Annotated in this window: 12 protein-coding genes; 3 read left to right on the forward strand and 9 right to left on the reverse strand. The window is 69.8% G+C overall.

Going from position 1 to position 18092, the window contains the following annotated elements; genetic code table 11:
- Positions 1-40: 40 nt before the first annotated feature.
- The 9 genes from OG522_RS29575 to OG522_RS29615 form a co-directional block, all read right to left on the reverse strand.
- On the reverse strand, positions 41-562 hold the full coding sequence (locus tag OG522_RS29575) for a hypothetical protein (protein WP_329466079.1): 522 nt from the start codon (positions 560-562) through the stop codon (positions 41-43).
- 52 nt (positions 563-614) lie between these two features.
- Positions 615-2351, reverse strand: a complete 1737-nt coding sequence (locus OG522_RS29580; protein ID WP_329466080.1) for a S8 family peptidase — start codon at positions 2349-2351, stop codon at positions 615-617.
- Positions 2352-2598: 247 nt separating this feature from the next.
- Positions 2599-4005, reverse strand: coding sequence for an NADP-dependent succinic semialdehyde dehydrogenase (locus tag OG522_RS29585; protein WP_329466081.1), 1407 nt, complete (start codon positions 4003-4005; stop codon positions 2599-2601).
- A 212-nt stretch (positions 4006-4217) separates the two neighbouring features.
- The gene (locus tag OG522_RS29590; RefSeq protein WP_329466082.1) at positions 4218-5201 is read right to left on the reverse strand and encodes a PAC2 family protein; all 984 of its coding nucleotides are present in this window, start codon (positions 5199-5201) and stop codon (positions 4218-4220) included.
- A gap of 249 nt (positions 5202-5450) precedes the next feature.
- Positions 5451-6122, reverse strand: a complete 672-nt coding sequence (locus OG522_RS29595) for a FadR/GntR family transcriptional regulator (protein WP_329466083.1) — start codon at positions 6120-6122, stop codon at positions 5451-5453.
- Positions 6123-6242: 120 nt separating this feature from the next.
- A complete protein-coding gene (locus tag OG522_RS29600) occupies positions 6243-7853 on the reverse strand; it encodes a glycerol-3-phosphate dehydrogenase/oxidase (RefSeq protein ID WP_329466084.1) in 1611 nt (536 codons plus the stop codon).
- 5 nt (positions 7854-7858) lie between these two features.
- Entirely contained in the window at positions 7859-9400 is a 1542-nt protein-coding gene (gene glpK / locus OG522_RS29605) for a glycerol kinase GlpK (RefSeq protein WP_329466085.1), read from the reverse strand.
- Positions 9401-9442: 42 nt separating this feature from the next.
- Complete coding sequence (locus tag OG522_RS29610) at positions 9443-10219, reverse strand: MIP/aquaporin family protein (RefSeq protein WP_329466086.1); 777 nt, start codon at positions 10217-10219, stop codon at positions 9443-9445.
- A gap of 370 nt (positions 10220-10589) precedes the next feature.
- Positions 10590-11354: an IclR family transcriptional regulator gene (locus tag OG522_RS29615; protein ID WP_329466087.1), complete on the reverse strand. Its 765-nt coding sequence runs from the start codon at positions 11352-11354 to the stop codon at positions 10590-10592.
- A 301-nt stretch (positions 11355-11655) separates the two neighbouring features.
- Here OG522_RS29615 and metH point away from each other — a divergent pair, with 301 nt between their 5' ends.
- The 3 genes from metH (at position 11656) to OG522_RS29630 (ending at position 18087) form a co-directional block, all read left to right on the forward strand.
- Positions 11656-15165 (forward strand): methionine synthase, encoded by a 3510-nt coding sequence (gene metH, locus OG522_RS29620; protein ID WP_329466088.1) that lies wholly within the window; start codon positions 11656-11658, stop codon positions 15163-15165.
- Between the two features lie 129 nt (positions 15166-15294).
- Positions 15295-15996 carry an HAD family hydrolase gene (locus tag OG522_RS29625; protein ID WP_329466089.1) on the forward strand — a complete coding sequence of 234 codons (702 nt, stop codon included), beginning with the start codon at positions 15295-15297 and terminating at the stop codon, positions 15994-15996.
- Between the two features lie 489 nt (positions 15997-16485).
- Positions 16486-18087 carry an ABC transporter substrate-binding protein gene (locus OG522_RS29630; RefSeq protein ID WP_329466090.1) on the forward strand — a complete coding sequence of 534 codons (1602 nt, stop codon included), beginning with the start codon at positions 16486-16488 and terminating at the stop codon, positions 18085-18087.
- Positions 18088-18092: the final 5 nt, after the last annotated feature.

Raw genomic sequence — 18092 nt, forward strand, 5'->3', positions numbered from 1 at the left:
GGGGACCGCCCCCGTCCGGCGCCCTCTGTGCGGGAGTTGGCTACTGCTTGTTGACGATGACGGCCTGGATGGTGCTGTTGGCGCTGTCGTAGAACGCGATGACCTGCTGGCCGAACGCGAAGGCCTCCTGGACCTCGTCATGCGTGATCTGGTTGGGGTTCACCAGCTGACGCCAGTTGCCGTCGACGAACAGGTAGAGGATCGAGGGCTGGCCGGGCAGCGGTGTCACGACGTCCCAGAACTTCGTGGCGATGCCGCTGACGAGCGCCAGGCTCTCGACCGCGCTCGGCAGGACGAGCGGCTGCTGCTGTGCCTGCCGGCCGCCCATCTGCTGGAGCAGCTGCTGGTAGGGCTGCTGCTGGCCGAGCTGCTGGAGCTGCTGCTGGACCTGCGGCGGGATGGTCTGCTGCTGGCCGATGCCCTGCTGGCCGTAGCCCTGCTGGGTGAAGCCCTGGTGCTGGCCGATGTTCTGCGGCGGGGACGTGCTGGGGCCCTGCTGGCCCAGCTGCTGTCCGTACTGCTGCTGTTGGTGCTGCTGGCTCATCTGCGGGGTGGTGCTCATGCGGTGTCACCTTCCCTTGTGTGAGTTCCGTTCGCCGTCCGGTGTCGTACGGTCAGCCGGCGACCACCAGGCCGACGACCTCGTCGTCCGAGAACCAGACCCGTACGTCCGGCCGTCCGGCCGCGAAGGCGGTGTGCACCGCCTGGCGGAGTTCGGGCGCGGGGTTGTTGAGGTTGCGCCATGCCCCGGCCACGAACAGCCGGAGCCTCGGGGGCAGTTCACGGGGGTACGGGAGCAGTTCGTCCCAGTACCGTTCGGCCTGGCCGGTGCCTACCGTCGAGGGCAGCAGACGGGCCACCGCGGCCTTGATGGCGGGCCGGTCGCCGATGCGCTGGGAGGCGGGCCGGCCCGGTGCGTCCTGCTGAGGCGCACCGGTCGACCGCAGGATCGCGCGGGCCCGCTCCGGTGACATCGGTGGTTGTCCCAGGGCCTTCAGCATGCCCTGGAGCGAGGCGAGGGCGCCGGCCACGATGGGCGAGGCCGCCGACGTACCGGAGAACGCGTCCGTGTACCAGGCGATCTCCTCGGTGCCGCCCTGGAGGTCGCCCGGCCGGTCCCAGAACCCGCCGGTCGTCGTGGTCTCGCGGCCCCAGCCCTGGGCGTCCAGACGGGCGCCGTAGTTGGAGAACGCGAGCCGCGAGCGGTCCGGGCCGTGGTCGCGGCCGTGCGTACCGGGCGGCGGGGCACCCGCGCCGACCAGGACCGCGCCCGAGGACCGGTTGGACGGGTTGAAGGGGTTGCGCCACCCCTCGGGGAAGCCGTCGGGGCGCCGCTCGTAGAGCGCGTCGTCCAGACTCTCCGCGCCGTTGCCGCCCGCCGCCACCACCAGGATGCCCCTGGCGGTCGCGTGGCGGATCGCGGCGAAGTCGTCCGGCCACCACTCCAGCGGGATGTACCCCGCCTGGTCGTCGCGGTCCCGGAAGTCGAACCTCGGCCCGGGGCGGTGCAGTGCGACCAGCACGATGTCACCGGCCGAGAGGCGTTCGGCCGCGGCATGGATCGCCGCCGCCGTGCCGATGCCCTGGAACGAGGCGGCCGCCGTGACCGCCTCCGGGACGATCCCGTTGATGCCCTTCTCGTCCTGGTCGCCGCCGATGACTCCGAGGACGGCGGTGCCGTGGTTGCGCCACGCCAAGTCCTGGACGGGGGTGCCCACCACGATCCCGGCGAGCCGGTCCGCCAGGTCCTCGTGGCCCAGCTGCCAGGCACCCTCGACGTCGATGACGGTGACGCCCTCGCCGCGGCCACCGGGGCGCAGCCGGGCCCAGGAGGCGTCGACGCCCTCGGGTGCGGGGTTCAGATAGCCCTGGCGTCCCGTGAAGTTGGGTGTCTCGGGCGTGCCCTCCTTGAGCCGCTCGACCGTTTCCTCGTCGCGGCCCGTCAGCGAGGCGGGGACCGCTCCCGGCTTCACGTACGCCGTCTCGATCTCCGGCAGCGCGGCGAGCCGGGTGGTCAGTTCCTCGGCCCGCTCGGTCCCGCCGCGTACCCGGTAGTAGAGCGACAGGTCCACCAGGGCCTCGCGGGGGCTTGCCTGTGGTGCCCGTGCCGGCCGCTCCGCACGGCCGAACAGCGGCTCCAGCGCGATCTGTTCATCGGCGAGGAACATCGACAGGGCCGAGGTGTCGGCCCCGGAGGCCGAGCGGACGCCCTCCGCGCCGAGGCGCAGCCGGGCTTCGGCCCGCGCGACGACGATCAGTTCCGGCTCGGCTCCGTGATAGGTGAATCCAGCTCCATCGGGTCCAGGGCCCGCCGTTCCGGGGCCCTGCCCCGGGAGAATCCGATCGGTCATCGCTTCCGCCGCTCCCCTCGGGTGCTGTGCTTGGCGTGCCTACGGGGAGACACCCTGCACCCGTCGCGCCGGATCGTCCACCCCGTTTGCGCGAACGGCGTTTGAAATCAAGCTGAATGGGAAACCCGTGCATTCCGGCTGGAAAACGATGTCCCGCCGCAATCACGCCAAACACCGCCGAGGCAGGCGGTGTTCGGTGGGGCCGGAGCGGCGGTCCGGTCCCCCCGGACCGGACCGTGGCCCGGGGTCAGTCGTCGGACGGCTGAGCGCCGTGCCACACCGTCGTCACGTTGCAGAACTCGCGGATGCCGTGGCCGGAGAGCTCGCGGCCGTAGCCGGAGCGCTTGACGCCGCCGAACGGGAAGGCCGGGTGGGAGGCGGTCATCCCGTTGAAGAACACACCGCCCGCCTGGAGGTCCCGTACACAGCGGTCCACTTCGGCCGGATCGCGCGTCCACACGTTGGAACTCAGCCCGAACGGCGTGTCGTTGGCGACCGACACCGCCTCGTCCGCGTCCCGCACCCGGTAGAGCGTGGCCACCGGCCCGAAGGTCTCCTCGCGGTGGATCCGCATGTCGGCGGTGATGCCGGCGAGGACGGTCGGGGAATAGAACCAGCCCCCGTCGAGCCCGTCGGGCCGACTCCCGCCGCACAGTGCGGTGGCCCCTTTGCGGACCGCGTCCTCGACCAGTTCCTCCAGGTCGGCGCGGCCCTGCTCGCTGGCCAGCGGGCCCACGTCGGTGTCGTCCAGGAGTGGATCGCCGACCTTCAACTCCCGCATACCGGCGGTGAATTGCTCGGCGAAGGCGTCATAGACATCGGTGTGCACGATGAAGCGCTTCGCGGCGATGCAGGACTGGCCGTTGTTCTGCACCCGGGCGGTCACCGCGGTCCGCGCGGCGCGCCCGACGTCCGCGGAGGCGAGCACGAGGTACGGGTCGCTGCCGCCGAGTTCGAGCACGGTCTTCTTGATCTCGTCGCCGCAGATCGCGGCGACCGACCGGCCCGCGGGCTCGCTGCCGGTCAGGGTCGCCGCCGCCACCCGCCGGTCGCGCAACACCCGCTCGACGCCGTCCGAGCCGATCAGCAGGGTCTGGAAGCAGCCGTCGGGGAACCCGGCCCGGTGGAAGAGTTCCTCCAGGTACAACGCGGTCTGCGGCACGTTCGAGGCGTGCTTGAGCAGGGCGACGTTGCCCGCCATCAGGGCGGGCGCCGCGAACCGTACGACCTGCCAGAGCGGGAAGTTCCACGGCATCACGGCGAGGACCACGCCGAGTGGCCGGTAGTGGACGCGCGCCCGGTCGGCCCCGGAGTCGCGGACGTCGTTCGGGGAGGGCTCCTCGTCGGCGAGCAGCCGGGGCGCGTGCTCGGCGTACCAGCGCAGGGCCTTCGCGCACTTCGCAGCCTCGGCGCGGGCCGCCGCGACCGGCTTGCCCATCTCCAGAGTCATGGTCCGCGCGATGTCGTCCCGGTCGCCGTCCAGGAGATCGGCTGCCCGCACCACCAGCCGGGCCCGCTGCTCGAACCCGGTCCTGCGATACGCATCGAACGCGGCTTCGGCGGTGGCGAGCCGCCGCTCGACCTCCTCGGGCTCCATGGCCCCGAAGCTCTTGAGCGTCTCTCCGGTAGCCGGATTCACGGTGGCGATGGCCATGACGTACGACACCTCCTGAAGGCACTGGTCCTTCGACCTTCCCGCGAGGCAGGAGGCACCGCAACGCGAGACTTCGCGTGTGAGGGCTTCGAAACCAGGCCCCGGCCGGGACCGGCGCCGGGGCCTGCGTCGGGGGCTCGACATGACGCCCCTTCGGCGCTTGAGGAGCGGGGGTCCGGGGGCCGAGCCCCCGCAAGCCTCGGCGCCGCGGCCTACTCCTCGGGTGATTCCTCGTCGTCGGCGTCCTCCGGCGGCTCCGCCGCCTTCGGTGGTTTCGGGGGGCGGGTCCGGCCGCTGGACGTGTCGCGCAGGTACGAGCCGTCGCCCTCCGTCGCGAGGCCGCCGGGGCCCGGCCCGCCGTCCCGGCGCCGCAGGTACCGCTCGAACTCCCGGGCGATCGCCTCGCCGGACGCCTCCGGCAGGTCCGCGGTGTCCCGCGCCTCCTCCAGCGTCTGGACGTACTCGGCCACCTCGCTGTCCTCCGCGGCGAGTTGGTCGACGCCGAGCTGCCAGGCGCGGGCGTCCTCGGCGAGTTCACCGAGCGGGATGCGCAGGTCGATGAGGTCCTCAAGGCGGTTGAGCAGGGCGAGGGTGGCCTTCGGGTTGGGTGGCTGCGAGACGTAGTGCGGGACCGCCGCCCAGAGGCTGACCGCCGGAACTCCCGCGTGCGTACAGGCCTCCTGGAGGATGCCCACGATGCCCGTCGGGCCCTCGTAGCGGGTCTCCTCCAGGTCCATCGTGCGGGCGAGATCCGGATCCGAGGTCACGCCGCTCACCGGTACCGGCCGGGTGTGCGGGGTGTCGCCGAGCAGCGCGCCGAGGATGACCACCATCTCGACGCCCAGCTCATGGGCGAACCCGAGGATCTCGTTGCAGAACGAGCGCCAGCGCATCGACGGTTCGATACCGCGCACCAGGACCAGATCGCGCGGCTTGTCGCCGCCGACGCGGACCACGGAGAGCCGGGTGGTGGGCCATGTGATCTTGCGGACCCCGCCGTCCAGCCACACCGTCGGCCGGTTGACCTGGAAGTCGTAGTAGTCCTCCGCGTCGAGCGCGGCGAAGACTTCGCCCTTCCATACCCCGTCCAGGTGCGCGACCGCGGAGGAGGCGGCGTCGCCCGCGTCGTTCCAGCCCTCGAACGCGGCGATCATGACCGGGTCGACCAGCTCGGGAACGCCCTCCAGCTCGATCACCCAGTGCCTCCCTCAGAAGTTCCTTGCGTACGCCCCAACCTTACGGCTTCAGTCATACCCAGCCGCAGCCCCCGTGCACGGCTCGCCGAGTCCGGCGGGGATGAGCCGACGGCCGTTGAGGCAGCCAGGACGGACGGTGATTCATCCGATCTGTCAGACGAAAACTACCGGCGAACCCTGGAATCTGGCGCTCAACCGGCGATTTACATCGGATGACCGTGAAGATCCAGGGCGGCTGGTGGGTCGCGGTCACAGTGTGGATCGCAGCCACTGCTCCACGCTGGCGATGTGCACCGTCGCCCAGGAACGCGCGGCCTCCGCGTCGCGATCCCGCAGCGCCCCCAGGATCGCCCCGTGCTCGTGCAGGGTGCGGCTCACCGCGTCCTCCTGGGTGAGCCCGCGCCAGATGCGGGCCCGCGTCGTCGGACCGGACAGCCCGTCCAGCAGGGAGCACAGCACCGAGTTCCCCGAGCCCGCCACGATGCCGCGGTGGAATTCGAGGTCCGCGGCCACCAGCTCCTCCACCGACGGCGCCGACCCCAGGGCGTCCAACTGCGCCGAGAGCGCGTCGAGTTCGGACTCGGTGATCCGTGACGCCGCCATCGCTGTCGCGGCGGGCTCCAGGATGCGGCGTACCGCGAGGAACTCCAGGACCGTGTCGTCGCGGTGGAAGTCCACCACGAAGCTCATCGCCTCCAGCAGGAGCTGGGGATCCAGGCTGGTGACGTACGTTCCGTCGCCCTGCCGCACATCGAGGATGCGGATCAGCGACAGCGCCCGCACCGCCTCGCGCAGCGAGTTGCGCGACAGACCGAGCTCGGCGGCGAGTTCGCTCTCCTTGGGGAGCCGGTCGCCCGGCCGCAGCGCACCCGAGACGATCATTTCCTTGATCTTCTCGATGGCCTCGTCGGTGACAGCCATGGTCGGCCTCCTCCATACATCCGATGTATGGGCCCCATTATGCGGTCCCGGTCGTCGCGGGGTACACGAAAGGGGCGGCCGCCTCGCGGAAGCCGCCCCTCGCCGACGTGTGACGTACCGTCAGATCTTCTTGTTCAGCAGGTCGTCCACCTTGCCGCGGATCTCGTCCGTGGCCAGACCCCGGATCGTCAGGGTCGTGCGGCGGCGCAGCACGTCGTCGGCAGTTTCGGCCCACTCGTGGTCGCGGGCGTACACGACCTGCGCCCAGATCTCCGGCGCGTCCGGGTGGATGCGCTCGGCGAGCGAGGCGTCCTCGTTGGCCAGGCGCGCGATGTCGAAGGACAGCGAACCGTAGTGCGTGGCCAGGTGCTTGGCGGTGTCGGCCGCCATCCGCGGGCCGGGCGCCGGGCCGTCCACCATGAGACGGTGGGCGACCGCGCGCGGGTTGGCTATGCCGGGCAGCGGCATCTTGCCGGGCAGCTGCGAGATGGGCTCGAAGTCGTCGCCGAGCGGGTGGCCAGGCAGCTGCTCCAGCTTCTTCATCACCGTACGGCCGATGTGGCGGAAGGTCGTCCACTTGCCGCCGGCCACCGACAGCATGCCGCCGCGGCCCTCGGTGACGACCGTCTCGCGCTTGGCCTTCGAGGTGTCGCCGGGACCGCCGGGCAGGACACGCAGACCCGCGAAGGAGTACGTGATCAGATCGCGGGACAGCTGCTGGTCGCGGATCGAGAACGCGGCCTCGTCCAGGATCTGAGCGGTGTCCGCCTCGGTGACCTTCACGTCCGCCGGGTCGCCCTCGAACTCCTCGTCGGTGGTGCCGAGCAGGAGCATGTCCTCCCAGGGCAGGGCGAAGGTGATGCGGTACTTGTCGATCGGGGTGGCGAGCGCGGCCTTCCAGGGGGCGGTGCGCTTGAGGACCAGGTGCGCGCCCTTCGACAGGCGGATGGAGGGAGCCGAGTTCGGGTCCTCCATCTTGCGCAGGTGGTCGACCCAGGGGCCGGTCGCGTTCAGGACGAGGCGCGCGTTGACCCCGAACTCCTCGCCCGACAGACGGTCCTTGAGGTCGGCGCCGGTGACCCGGCCCCTGGTGAAGCGCAGGCCGGTGACCTCGGAGTGGTTGAGGACGACCGCGCCGGCCTCGGTGGCCGCACGGACCGTCATCAGGGCCATGCGGGCGTCGTTCATCTGGTCGTCGCCGTACACGGCCACGGCCTTCAGGTTGTCCGTACGCAGCTCCGGCACGTCCGCCGCGGCCTTCGCGGGGGAGAGCAGGTGGCCGACGCCGTCGCCGAAGGCGGACAGCGCCGAGTAGGCGAAGACGCCGGCACCCAGCTTGGCGGCGCCGTGCGGGCCGCCCTTGTACACGGGCAGGTAGAACGTGAGCGGGTTGGCGAGGTGCGGGGCCACCTGACGGGACACCGCACGCCGCTCGAAGTGGTTCTCCGCGACCAGCTTCACCGCGCCGGTCTGCAGGTAGCGCAGACCGCCGTGGAGCAGCTTGGAGGAGGCGGAGGAGGTGGCGCCGGCGAAGTCACCGGCGTCCACCAGTGCCACCCGCAGTCCGGACTGCGCGGCGTGCCAGGCGGTGGAGATGCCCAGGATGCCGCCGCCGATGACCAGGAGGTCGTACGTCGCCTTGGACAGTTGCTCCCGAGTCTCGGCGCGGCTCGGGTGAGAGCCGGAGGCCGGGTGCGTCCCGAGGGCAGGGACGCTCTGCAGGGTGGTCATGTCGATTACTCCTCGTCCTCGATCCAGCCCATGGTCCGCTCTACGGCCTTGAGCCAGCTCTTGTACTCGCTGTCACGCTTGTCGGCGTCCATGCGAGGGGTCCATTCCGCCGCCCGGCGCCAGTTGGCGCGCAGCGCGTCGGTGTCCGGCCAGAAGCCGACGGCCAGACCGGCGGCGTAGGCGGCGCCGAGGCAGGTCGTCTCGGCGACCATCGGACGCACGACGGGCGCGTCCAGGAAGTCCGAGAGGGTCTGCATCAGCAGGTTGTTGGAGGTCATGCCGCCGTCGACCTTCAGCGCGGTCAGCTCGACGCCCGAGTCCTTCGTCATGGCGTCGGTGATCTCGCGGGTCTGCCAGGCGGTGGCCTCAAGGACGGCGCGCGCGATGTGCGCCTTGGTGACGTACCGGGTGAGGCCGGCGATCACACCGCGGGCGTCGGAGCGCCAGTACGGGGCGAACAGGCCGGAGAAGGCCGGTACGAAGTACGCGCCGCCGTTGTCATCGACCGAGGAGGCCAGGGTCTCGATCTCGGCGGCGGTCTTGATCATGCCCATCTGGTCGCGCATCCACTGGACGAGCGAGCCGGTGACGGCGATGGAGCCTTCGAGGGCGTAGACCGGCTTCTGGTCGCCGATCTGGTAGCCGACGGTGGTCAGCAGGCCGTTGTAGGAGTTGACGGGCTTGTCACCGGTGTTCATCAACATGAAGGTGCCGGTGCCGTAGGTCGACTTGGCCTCGCCCTCGGAGAAACAGGTCTGGCCGAACAGGGCCGCCTGCTGGTCGCCGAGCGCGGAGGCGACCGGGATGCCGTCCAGGACGCCGCCCTTGGCGTGTCCGTACACCTCGGCGGAGGAGCGGATCTCGGGCAGCACGGCCGCCGGGATGTCCATGGACTGGAGGATCTTGTCGTCCCACGCCATCTCGTGCAGGTTCATGAGCAGCGTGCGCGAGGCGTTGGTGACGTCCGTGACGTGCACACCGCCGTCGGTGCCGCCGGTCAGGTTCCAGATGACCCAGGAGTCCATGGTGCCGAAGAGAATGTCGCCGCGCTCGGCGCGCTCGCGCAGACCCTCGACGTTGTCGAGCAGCCAGCGCACCTTCGGGCCCGCGAAGTACGACGCGAGCGGCAGCCCGGTCTCGCGGCGGAAGCGGTCCTGGCCGACGTTGCGGCCGAGCTCCTTGCAGAGCGCGTCGGTGCGGGTGTCCTGCCAGACCAGCGCGTTGTGCACGGGCTCGCCGGTGTGCTTGTCCCACATCAGCGTGGTCTCACGCTGGTTGGTGATGCCGATCGCCTTGACGTCGGCGGCGGTGATGCCCGCCTTCTCGATCGCGCCGGCCACGACTTCCTGGACGTTGGTCCAGATCTCGGTGGCGTCGTGCTCGACCCAGCCCGGCTTCGGGAAGATCTGCTCGTGCTCCTTCTGGTCGACCGAGACGATCCGGCCGTCCTTGTCGAAGACGATGCAGCGGCTGGAGGTGGTGCCCTGGTCGATGGCCGCGATGAACGGCCCGTGGCCGTGGGAGGACGTGGTGTGCGTGTCGCTCATGGGTGCTCCTGGGAAGTCCGAAGGGGTGCGATCAGCGTCTCGTCAGGCGAAGGCGATGTTGTAGAGGCCACCGGCGAGCGCGCCGCCGATCAGCGGGCCCGCGACCGGTATCCACGCGTAGCCCCAGTCCGAACCGCCCTTGTTGGGCAGCGGCAGCAGCGCGTGCATGATGCGCGGGCCGAGGTCGCGGAACGGGTTGATGGCGTATCCGGTCGGGCCGCCGAGCGAGAGGCCGATGCCGACCACGACCAGCGAGGTGATCAGCACTCCGATGACGCCCAGGCCCTTGCCGTCCGCGTTGAGGCCCTGGGTCAGGATCGCGAGCACCAGCACCGCGGTGCCGATGATCTCCGTGACCAGGTTCTGCACCGTGTGGCGGATCTCCGGGCCGGTCGAGAAGACGCCGAGCACCGGCCCCGCCTCGCTCTCGCGGGCCTCGACCGACTTGCCGTCGCCCACGATCTCGGGGTCGGTGAGGTGCGCGAGGAACTGGCCGTAGTAGGCGAGCCACACGAGCGCCGCGCCGAGCATGGCGCCGAGGAGCTGTCCGCCGAGGTACACGGGGACGTCGCTCCACTTGGTGCCGCCCTCGATCGCGAGACCGAGGGTCACCGCGGGGTTGAGGTGGGCACCGGAGAGCGGTGCGGAGATGTAGGCACCGGTCAGTACCGCGAAGCCCCACCCGAAGGTGATCGCGAGCCAGCCGGCGTTCTGTGCCTTCGAGCGCTTCAGCGTGACGGCGGCGCACACGCCACCGCCCAGCAGGATGAGAACGGCGGTACCTATGGTCTCGCCGATGAAGATGTCGTGGCTGGACACCCGCGACTCCTTTGTCCTTCGTCCAGGGGAAGGCGGGCCACCGGGTCCCTCCGGTGGTCCGCGCCCTCAATGGCTGAGGGCCCGGCCCATGGCGTTGTCACACTCTAACTCGTATTGCCGGTAGGTGTTCGACAATGCCGACCGCTGAACGGCAGTTTTGTCCTCGGGTTAACTCGGCGTCAAGGCTTCTGAGCCCGGAATCCCTGATCGTTACCACGTGGTACGAAGCGACAAACGCGGCCCCGATGCGACCACCAAGATCATGTAGTGCTATGGGGAGTCCCGGGATGCGGCGAGGAAACCGCGGGGAATCCGGGGCGGAGCCCCGGAGTGGCTGGCGCGGAGCCCCGGAGTAACCGGCGCGGAACCGTCAGAAGCGGCCGGCGCCCAGGTCGCGCGAGACCGCGCGGGCGCAGTCCCGTACCGCGGCGACCAGCTCGGGCCGCACCTCGCCGTCCTTGCAGACCCGCTCCACGGCGCCCGTGACGCCCACCGCGCCGACCGGCATCCGGCGGCGGTCGTGAATGGGCGCGGCCACCGAGGCCACGCCGTCCCAGGTCTCCTCGATGTCCGAGGCCCAGCCGCGCGCCCGGGTCAGGTCGAGCAGCTCCTCGAAGTCCTCCGCCACCGTGACCGTGCGCGGCGTGAACGCCTCGCGCATGGCATCCACGGCCTCCGTGTGCGCCACCGGGTCGTACGCGGAGAGCACCTTGCCGAGCGCCGTGGAGTGCAGCGGCTGCATGGCGCCCACTTCGAGGACCTGGCGGCTGTCGTCGGGCCGGAAGACGTGGTGCATGATCAGTACGCCCTGCTGGTGCAGCACCCCCACGTACACGCTCTCGCCGCTCGACCTGGCCAGGTCGTCCGTCCACACCAGCGCGCGGGCCCGGAGTTCGTGGACGTCCAGGTAGCTGTTGCCCAGGCGCAGCAGCTCGGCCCCCAGCTGGTAGCGGCCCGAGGCCGGCTCCTGCTCCACGAAGCCCTCGGCCTGCAGGGTGCGCAGGATGCCGTGCGCCGTACCCTTGGCAAGCCCCAGCGCGGAGGCCACCTCGGACAGACCGAGCCGCCGCTCGCCTCCCGCGAGCAGCCGCAGCATGGCTGCCGCCCGTTCGAGCGACTGGATGTTGCGCGCCATCGCGCTCCCTCCCTTTCGGGCACTGCTGGAACCGGCTGTCGCCGCTGGAGCGGCCGGTTCTGAATCAACGTGTTCGACAATGCTGAACAGTATCGGCCGTTGTCGACCTTGTGTCACCGTGCGTGCGAACGCTCCGACCACATCAAGCCTGCGTCCGACCCGCGGCAGGCGGGCGCGCGCAGGGCGTCCGCCCCCTGATACGCCTGAGCGGACCCCTGGGCCGCCCGGTTAGGCTGGCGGCGTGCGCCCTCCCTCCGGACGGCGCAAAGCCGACAGCCGTCGCACTCCAGGGAGCACATCCATGGCCTTGTTGCCGACCCCTTCCGCTGACAGCCGGACCCGTATCGACGCCCTCCGTGAGGCGCTCGCCACCCGGGTGGTGGTGGCCGACGGTGCCATGGGCACCATGCTGCAGGCGCAGGACCCCACCCTGGAGGACTTCCAGGACCTCGAAGGCTGCAACGAGGTCCTGAACGTGACGCGCCCCGACATCGTGCGCTCGGTCCACGAGGCCTACTTCGAGGTCGGCGTGGACTGCGTGGAGACCAACACCTTCGGCGCGAACCACACGGCGCTGGGCGAGTACGACATCTCCGAGCGCACCTTCGAGCTCTCCGAGTCCGGTGCCCGGATCGCCCGCGAGGTCGCCGACGAGTTCACCGCGTCGAGCGGACAGCGGCGCTGGGTACTGGGTTCCATGGGCCCCGGTACGAAGCTGCCGACGCTGGGCCACATCGGCTACACCACCCTGCGCGACGGCTTCCAGGCGAACGCCGAGGGCCTGATCGCCGGCGGTTCGGACGCCCTGATCGTGGAGACCACCCAGGACCTCCTCCAGACGAAGGCCGCCATCCTCGGTGCGCGCCGCGCCATGGAAGCCTGCGGCACCGACCTGCCGCTGCTGTGCTCGCTGGCGTTCGAGACCACCGGCACCATGCTGCTCGGCTCCGAGATCGGCGCCGCGCTGACCGCGCTCGAACCGCTCGGCGTCGACATGATCGGCCTGAACTGCTCGACCGGCCCCGCCGAGATGAGCGAGCACCTGCGTTACCTCACCCGACACTCCCGTATCCCCTTGCTGTGCATGCCGAACGCGGGCCTGCCCGTCCTGACCCGGGACGGCGCGCACTTCCCGCTCGGCCCCGAGGGCCTGGCCGACGCACAGGAGAACTTCGTCCGCGACTACGGCCTGTCCCTGGTGGGCGGCTGCTGCGGTACGACCCCCGAGCACCTGCGCCAGGTCGTCGAACGGGTCCGCGGCACCGCCCCCGGCGTGCGCGACCCGCGCCCGGAGCCGGGCGCGGCCTCCCTCTACCAGACGGTGCCGTTCCGGCAGGACACGGCGTACCTGGCGATCGGTGAGCGGACGAACGCGAACGGGTCGAAGAAGTTCCGCGAGGCCATGCTGGAGGCCCGCTGGGACGACTGTGTGGAGATGGCCCGGGACCAGATCCGTGAGGGCGCCCACATGCTCGACCTGTGTGTCGACTACGTGGGCCGTGACGGTGTGGCCGACATGGCCGAGCTGGCGGGCCGGTTCGCGACCGCCTCCACGCTGCCCATCGTCCTCGACTCCACTGAACTCCCCGTCATCGAGGCCGGGTTGGAGAAGCTCGGCGGCCGCGCGGTCATCAACTCCGTCAACTACGAGGACGGCGACGGGCCCGAGTCGCGGTTCGCGAAGGTCACCAAGCTGGCTGTCGAGCACGGTGCGGCGCTGATCGCGCTCACGATCGACGAGGAGGGCCAGGCCCGAACCGTCGAGCACAAGGTCGCCATCGCCGAGCGGCTGATCGAGGACCTGACCGGGAACTGGGGGGTGCACGAGTCGGACATCCTCATCGACACCCTGACCTTCACGATCTGCACCGGTCAGGAGGAGTCGCGCGGGGACGGGATCGCGACGATCGGGGCGATCCGTGAACTCAAGCGCCGCCATCCGCAGGTGCAGACCACGCTGGGGCTGTCCAACATCTCCTTCGGTCTGAACCCGGCCGCCCGTGTGGTCCTCAACTCCGTGTTCCTGGACGAGTGCGTGAAGGCCGGTCTGGACTCGGCGATCGTGCACGCCTCGAAGATCCTGCCGATCGCTCGCCTGGACGAGGAACAGGTCAAGGTCGCCCTGGACCTGATCTACGACCGGCGCGCCGAAGGCTATGACCCGTTGCAGCGGCTGATGGAGCTGTTCGAGGGCGTCAACATGAAGTCGATGAAGGCGGGCAAGGCCGAGGAGCTCCTCGCGCTGCCGCTGGAGGAGCGGCTGCAACGCCGGATCATCGACGGTGAGAAGAACGGTCTGGAGGCCGACCTGGACGAGGCGCTCCAGACCACGCCCGCCCTGGACATCGTCAACAACACGCTGCTCGAAGGCATGAAGGTGGTCGGTGAGCTGTTCGGCTCCGGCCAGATGCAGCTGCCGTTCGTGCTCCAGTCGGCGGAGGTCATGAAGGCCGCGGTGGCTCATCTGGAGCCGCACATGGAGAAGTCGGAGGCGGAGGGCAAGGGCACCATCGTGCTGGCCACGGTGCGCGGTGACGTCCACGACATCGGCAAGAACCTCGTCGACATCATCCTGTCCAACAACGGCTACAACGTGGTCAACCTGGGCATCAAGCAGCCGGTCTCGGCGATCCTGGAAGCCGCCGAGGAGCACCGCGCCGACGTCATCGGCATGTCCGGCCTCCTGGTCAAATCCACCGTGATCATGAAGGAGAACCTGGAGGAGCTCAACCAGCGCAAGCTGGCGGCCGAATACCCGGTGATCCTCGGCGGCGCCGCGCTCACCCGGGCCTACGTCGAGCAGGACCTCCACGAGATCTACGAAGGCGAAGTCCGCTACGCGCGAGACGCCTTCGAGGGCCTGCGCCTGATGGACGCCCTGATCGGCGTGAAGCGCGGGGTGCCCGGCGCGGTCCTGCCGGAGCTCAAGCAGCGCCGCGTCCCCAAGCGGGACACGCCCGTCCTGGAAGTCAACGAGCCCGAGGGCTCGGTGCGCTCCGACGTGTCCACCGACAACCCGGTGCCCACCCCGCCGTTCTGGGGCACCCGCGTCGTCAAGGGCATCGGCCTCAAGGAGTACGCGTCCTGGCTGGACGAGGGCGCCCTGTTCAAGGGCCAGTGGGGTCTCAAGCAGGCCCGCGCGGGCGGCCCGACCTACGAGGAGCTCGTGGAGAGCGAGGGCCGGCCGCGGCTGCGGGGCTGGCTGGAGCAGCTGCACACCCGCAACCTGCTCGAAGCGGCCGTCGTCTACGGCTACTTCCCGTGCGTGTCCAAGGGCGACGACCTGATCCTGCTGAACGAGGACGGCTCGGAGCGCACCCGCTTCACCTTCCCCCGCCAGCGCCGCGGCCGCCGGCTGTGCCTGGCGGACTTCTTCCGCCCGGAGGAGTCCGGCGAGCGGGACGTGGTGGGCCTCCAGGTGGTCACGGTCGGCTCGAAGATCGGCGGGGCGACCGCCGAGCTCTTCGAGGCCAATTCCTACCGCGACTACCTCGAACTGCACGGCCTGTCCGTCCAGTTGGCCGAGGCGCTCGCCGAGTACTGGCACGCCCGGGTGCGTTCCGAGCTCGGCTTCGCGGGCGAGGACCCGGCCGAGGTCGAGGACATGTTCGCGCTGAAGTACCGCGGCGCCCGCTTCTCGCTCGGTTACGGGGCCTGCCCCGACCTGGAGGACCGGGCCAAGATCGCTGAGCTGCTCGAACCGGAGCGGATCGGAGTCCACCTCTCCGAGGAGTTCCAGCTCCACCCCGAGCAGTCCACCGACGCCATCGTCATCCACCACCCCGAAGCCAAGTACTTCAACGCCCGATGACAGAGCGCGGGAGATAATTCAGCGCGCGTTCAGCGGGGCGGACGTACACTGGTCGGCCCAGTAAAGGCCGGTCGCTTTTCCCAGCTGGGGAAGGCGCCCGGCCTTCTCGTCCCTCCAGGAGGTGTGCCGATGACCAGTACGGTCCCCGCAGCCATGACACGTACGGCCGAAGGCTCCGCGCTCCAGGCCGTCTTCCTCGACATGGACGGCACCCTCGTCGACACCGAGGGTTTCTGGTGGGATGCCGAAAGGGAGGCCTTCGCCGCCCTCGGGCACACCCTGGACGAGTCGTGGCGGCACGTGGTGGTGGGCGGGCCGATGACGCGCAGCGCGGGCTTCCTCATCGAGGCCACCGGCGCCGACATCACCCTGGCCGAGCTGACCGTACTGCTCAACGACCGCTTCGAGGAGCGCATCGCGCGCGGGGTGCCGCTGATGCCGGGCGCGGCCCGGCTGCTGAGCGAGCTCGCCGCCCACAGCATCCCCACCGCGCTGGTCTCCGCCTCGCACCGCCGCATCATCGACAAGATCGTCCACTCGCTTGGCCCGGCGAACTTCGCCCTGACCGTCGCGGGCGACGAGGTGGCCCGCACCAAGCCGCACCCCGACCCTTACCTGATCGCGGCCCGCGGGCTCGGCGCCGACCCGTCGAGATGCGCGGTCGTCGAGGACACCGCGACCGGTGTCGCCGCCGCCGAGGCGGCCGGCTGCCGGGTCGTCGCGGTGCCGTCCGTGGCCCCCATCGCGGCCGCGGCGGGGCGGGCCGTGGTGGGCTCGCTCGAACAGGTCGACCTGGCTTTTCTGCGGACCTTGATCACGCGGATGAACTGACCCGGGCACCGAGCGTGCCCCGCTGAATGCGATGGAAACTCATCGCAGCCGCGCGTTCATTTTCCGTGACGTCGCACGAGCTGAATTCACACCCTGTCAAAGGGACCCCGGTGGTGACGTTCGTCACCCCGTGGAGGGTCGACAGGGGGGCGCACCAGTGCTGCCCGACCCCCGGGACGTGCCCTTGTGTCCCGTTTGGTGATCCGGTGTACGAATCATTCCGGTACCCCGATATCGGCGGGCCGGTATTTCTGTGCGCCGATTGATTCCCTGTGTGCCAGAGCCAGTTCCAGCTTTTCGTGCGCGGCCCACTAATCTCATCGCGAGAACTTCGCCGCACCCTCATCTGCCCCGCCGCACACCCAGCGACCGGGAGCGCAGGTCCGATCGCACATACCCGGCCCGATCGCCCCGCCCCGAACGGGCGGCCGCGGCGGAGTGTCCCGCCACCGCTGTACCCCCAGTGCCGGACAAGGGAGATCGTCCAGGATGAACCGCAAGACTTTGGTGCTGCCGGCCGTACTGGGCCTGCTCGCTCCCGTACTCGTCGCGTGCGGGGGTTCGGAGAGCGGGGGAGGCGGCGGCAAGGCCATCGTCGTGGGTACCACGGACCAGTTCGTGGCGACCAAGGACGCCCCCGCCCCGTTCGACCCGGCGCACGCCTACGAGACGGGCATCTGGAACGTGATGCTCCAGACCACGCAGTCGCTGGTCCACGTCCCGCGCGGCGGCGGCCAGCCCGTCCCGGACGCGGCATCGTCGTGCGGCTTCACCGACAAGGAGAACGAGAGCTACCGCTGCACCCTGCGCAGCGGTCTGGAGTTCTCCGACGGCACCAAGGTGACCGCCGACGACGTCAAGTACTCCATTCAGCGCGTGATCGAGATCAAGGACGACAACGGCCCGGCCGGTCTCCTCGACAACATCGACACCATGGAGACCAAGGGTGACGCCGAGATCGTCTTCCATCTGAAGACGCCGGACGCCACCTTCCCGTACAAGCTGGCGACGCCCGCCGCCGCGATCGTGCCGCGGGACAAGTACGAGCCGAAGAAGCTCCGCAACGGCTTCGACATCGACGGGTCGGGGCCGTACAAGCTCAAGGCCGAGGTCAAGGGCGACCAGGCGGTGAAGTTCACCTTCACCAAGAACCCCAACTACAAGGGTGACCTGAAGCTCTCCAACGACAAGGTCGAGCTGCGCTCCTTCCCGAGTGCCGAGGCCATGGGCGTCGCGCTCGACAAGGGGGACATCGACCTGATGACCCGTGCCATGACGCCGGCCCAGATCCAGCAGATGACGGTCAGCCCGAGCAAGGACATCAACCTGGTCGAGATGCCCGGCCTGGAGATCCGCTACCTGGGGTTCAACACCGACGACCCGTCGGTGAAGAACAAGGCCGTGCGCCAGGCGATGGCCCAGGCCATCGACCGCAGCTCGCTCGCCTCCAAGGTGTACGGCACGACCGCCGAGCCGCTGTACTCGCTGATCCCCACCTCGATCGCCGGGCACACCAACTCGTTCTTCAACAAGTACGGTGAGGCCAGCAAGGCCAAGGCGCAGAACATCCTGAAGGCCGCCAACGTCCCGACCCCGGTCAAGCTCACCCTCAACTACACCAAGGACCACTACGGTTCGAGCACCGAGGAAGAGTTCAAGCTCCTGTCGCAGCAGCTGAACGCGACCGGCCTGTTCAACACCACGGTCCAGGGCACCGAGTGGACGAAGTTCCGCCCGGCGCAGAAGAAGGGCGACTACGCGGTCTACGGCCTCGGCTGGTTCCCCGACTTCCCGGACCCGGACAACTTCATCGCGCCGTTCTTCGGCAAGGACAACTTCCTCCACACCCCGTACGCCAACGACGAGATCCGCAACACGCTGATCCCGGCGTCCCGGGTGGCCGCGGACCGCAACCAGGCGGCCAAGTCCTTCGAGCAGATCCAGGACATCGTGGCCAACGACGTCCCGGTCATCCCGCTGTGGCAGGGCAAGCAGTACGTCGCGGCCCGCACCGATGTCACCGGCACCGAATGGGCCATCAACTCCTCGTCCAACCTCCAGCTCTGGGAGCTGGGGCGGGGCAAGAGCTAAAGCAC

Source organism: Streptomyces sp. NBC_01431 (assembly GCF_036231355.1).
Classification (GTDB): Bacteria; Actinomycetota; Actinomycetes; order Streptomycetales; family Streptomycetaceae; genus Streptomyces.

Excerpts from the sequence above, each read along its gene's own strand:
- OG522_RS29575 (WP_329466079.1), bottom strand. The coding sequence starts at position 562 with ATGAGCACCACCCCGCAGATGAGCCAGCAGCACCAACAGCAGCAGTAC.
- OG522_RS29580 (WP_329466080.1), bottom strand. The coding sequence starts at position 2,351 with ATGACCGATCGGATTCTCCCGGGGCAGGGCCCCGGAACGGCGGGCCCT.
- OG522_RS29585 (WP_329466081.1), bottom strand. The coding sequence starts at position 4,005 with ATGGCCATCGCCACCGTGAATCCGGCTACCGGAGAGACGCTCAAGAGC.
- OG522_RS29595 (WP_329466083.1), bottom strand. The coding sequence starts at position 6,122 with ATGGCTGTCACCGACGAGGCCATCGAGAAGATCAAGGAAATGATCGTC.
- OG522_RS29600 (WP_329466084.1), bottom strand. The coding sequence starts at position 7,853 with ATGACCACCCTGCAGAGCGTCCCTGCCCTCGGGACGCACCCGGCCTCC.
- glpK (WP_329466085.1), bottom strand. The coding sequence starts at position 9,400 with ATGAGCGACACGCACACCACGTCCTCCCACGGCCACGGGCCGTTCATC.
- OG522_RS29615 (WP_329466087.1), bottom strand. The coding sequence starts at position 11,354 with ATGGCGCGCAACATCCAGTCGCTCGAACGGGCGGCAGCCATGCTGCGG.
- metH (WP_329466088.1), top strand. The coding sequence starts at position 11,656 with ATGGCCTTGTTGCCGACCCCTTCCGCTGACAGCCGGACCCGTATCGAC.
- OG522_RS29625 (WP_329466089.1), top strand. The coding sequence starts at position 15,295 with ATGACCAGTACGGTCCCCGCAGCCATGACACGTACGGCCGAAGGCTCC.
- OG522_RS29630 (WP_329466090.1), top strand. The coding sequence starts at position 16,486 with ATGAACCGCAAGACTTTGGTGCTGCCGGCCGTACTGGGCCTGCTCGCT.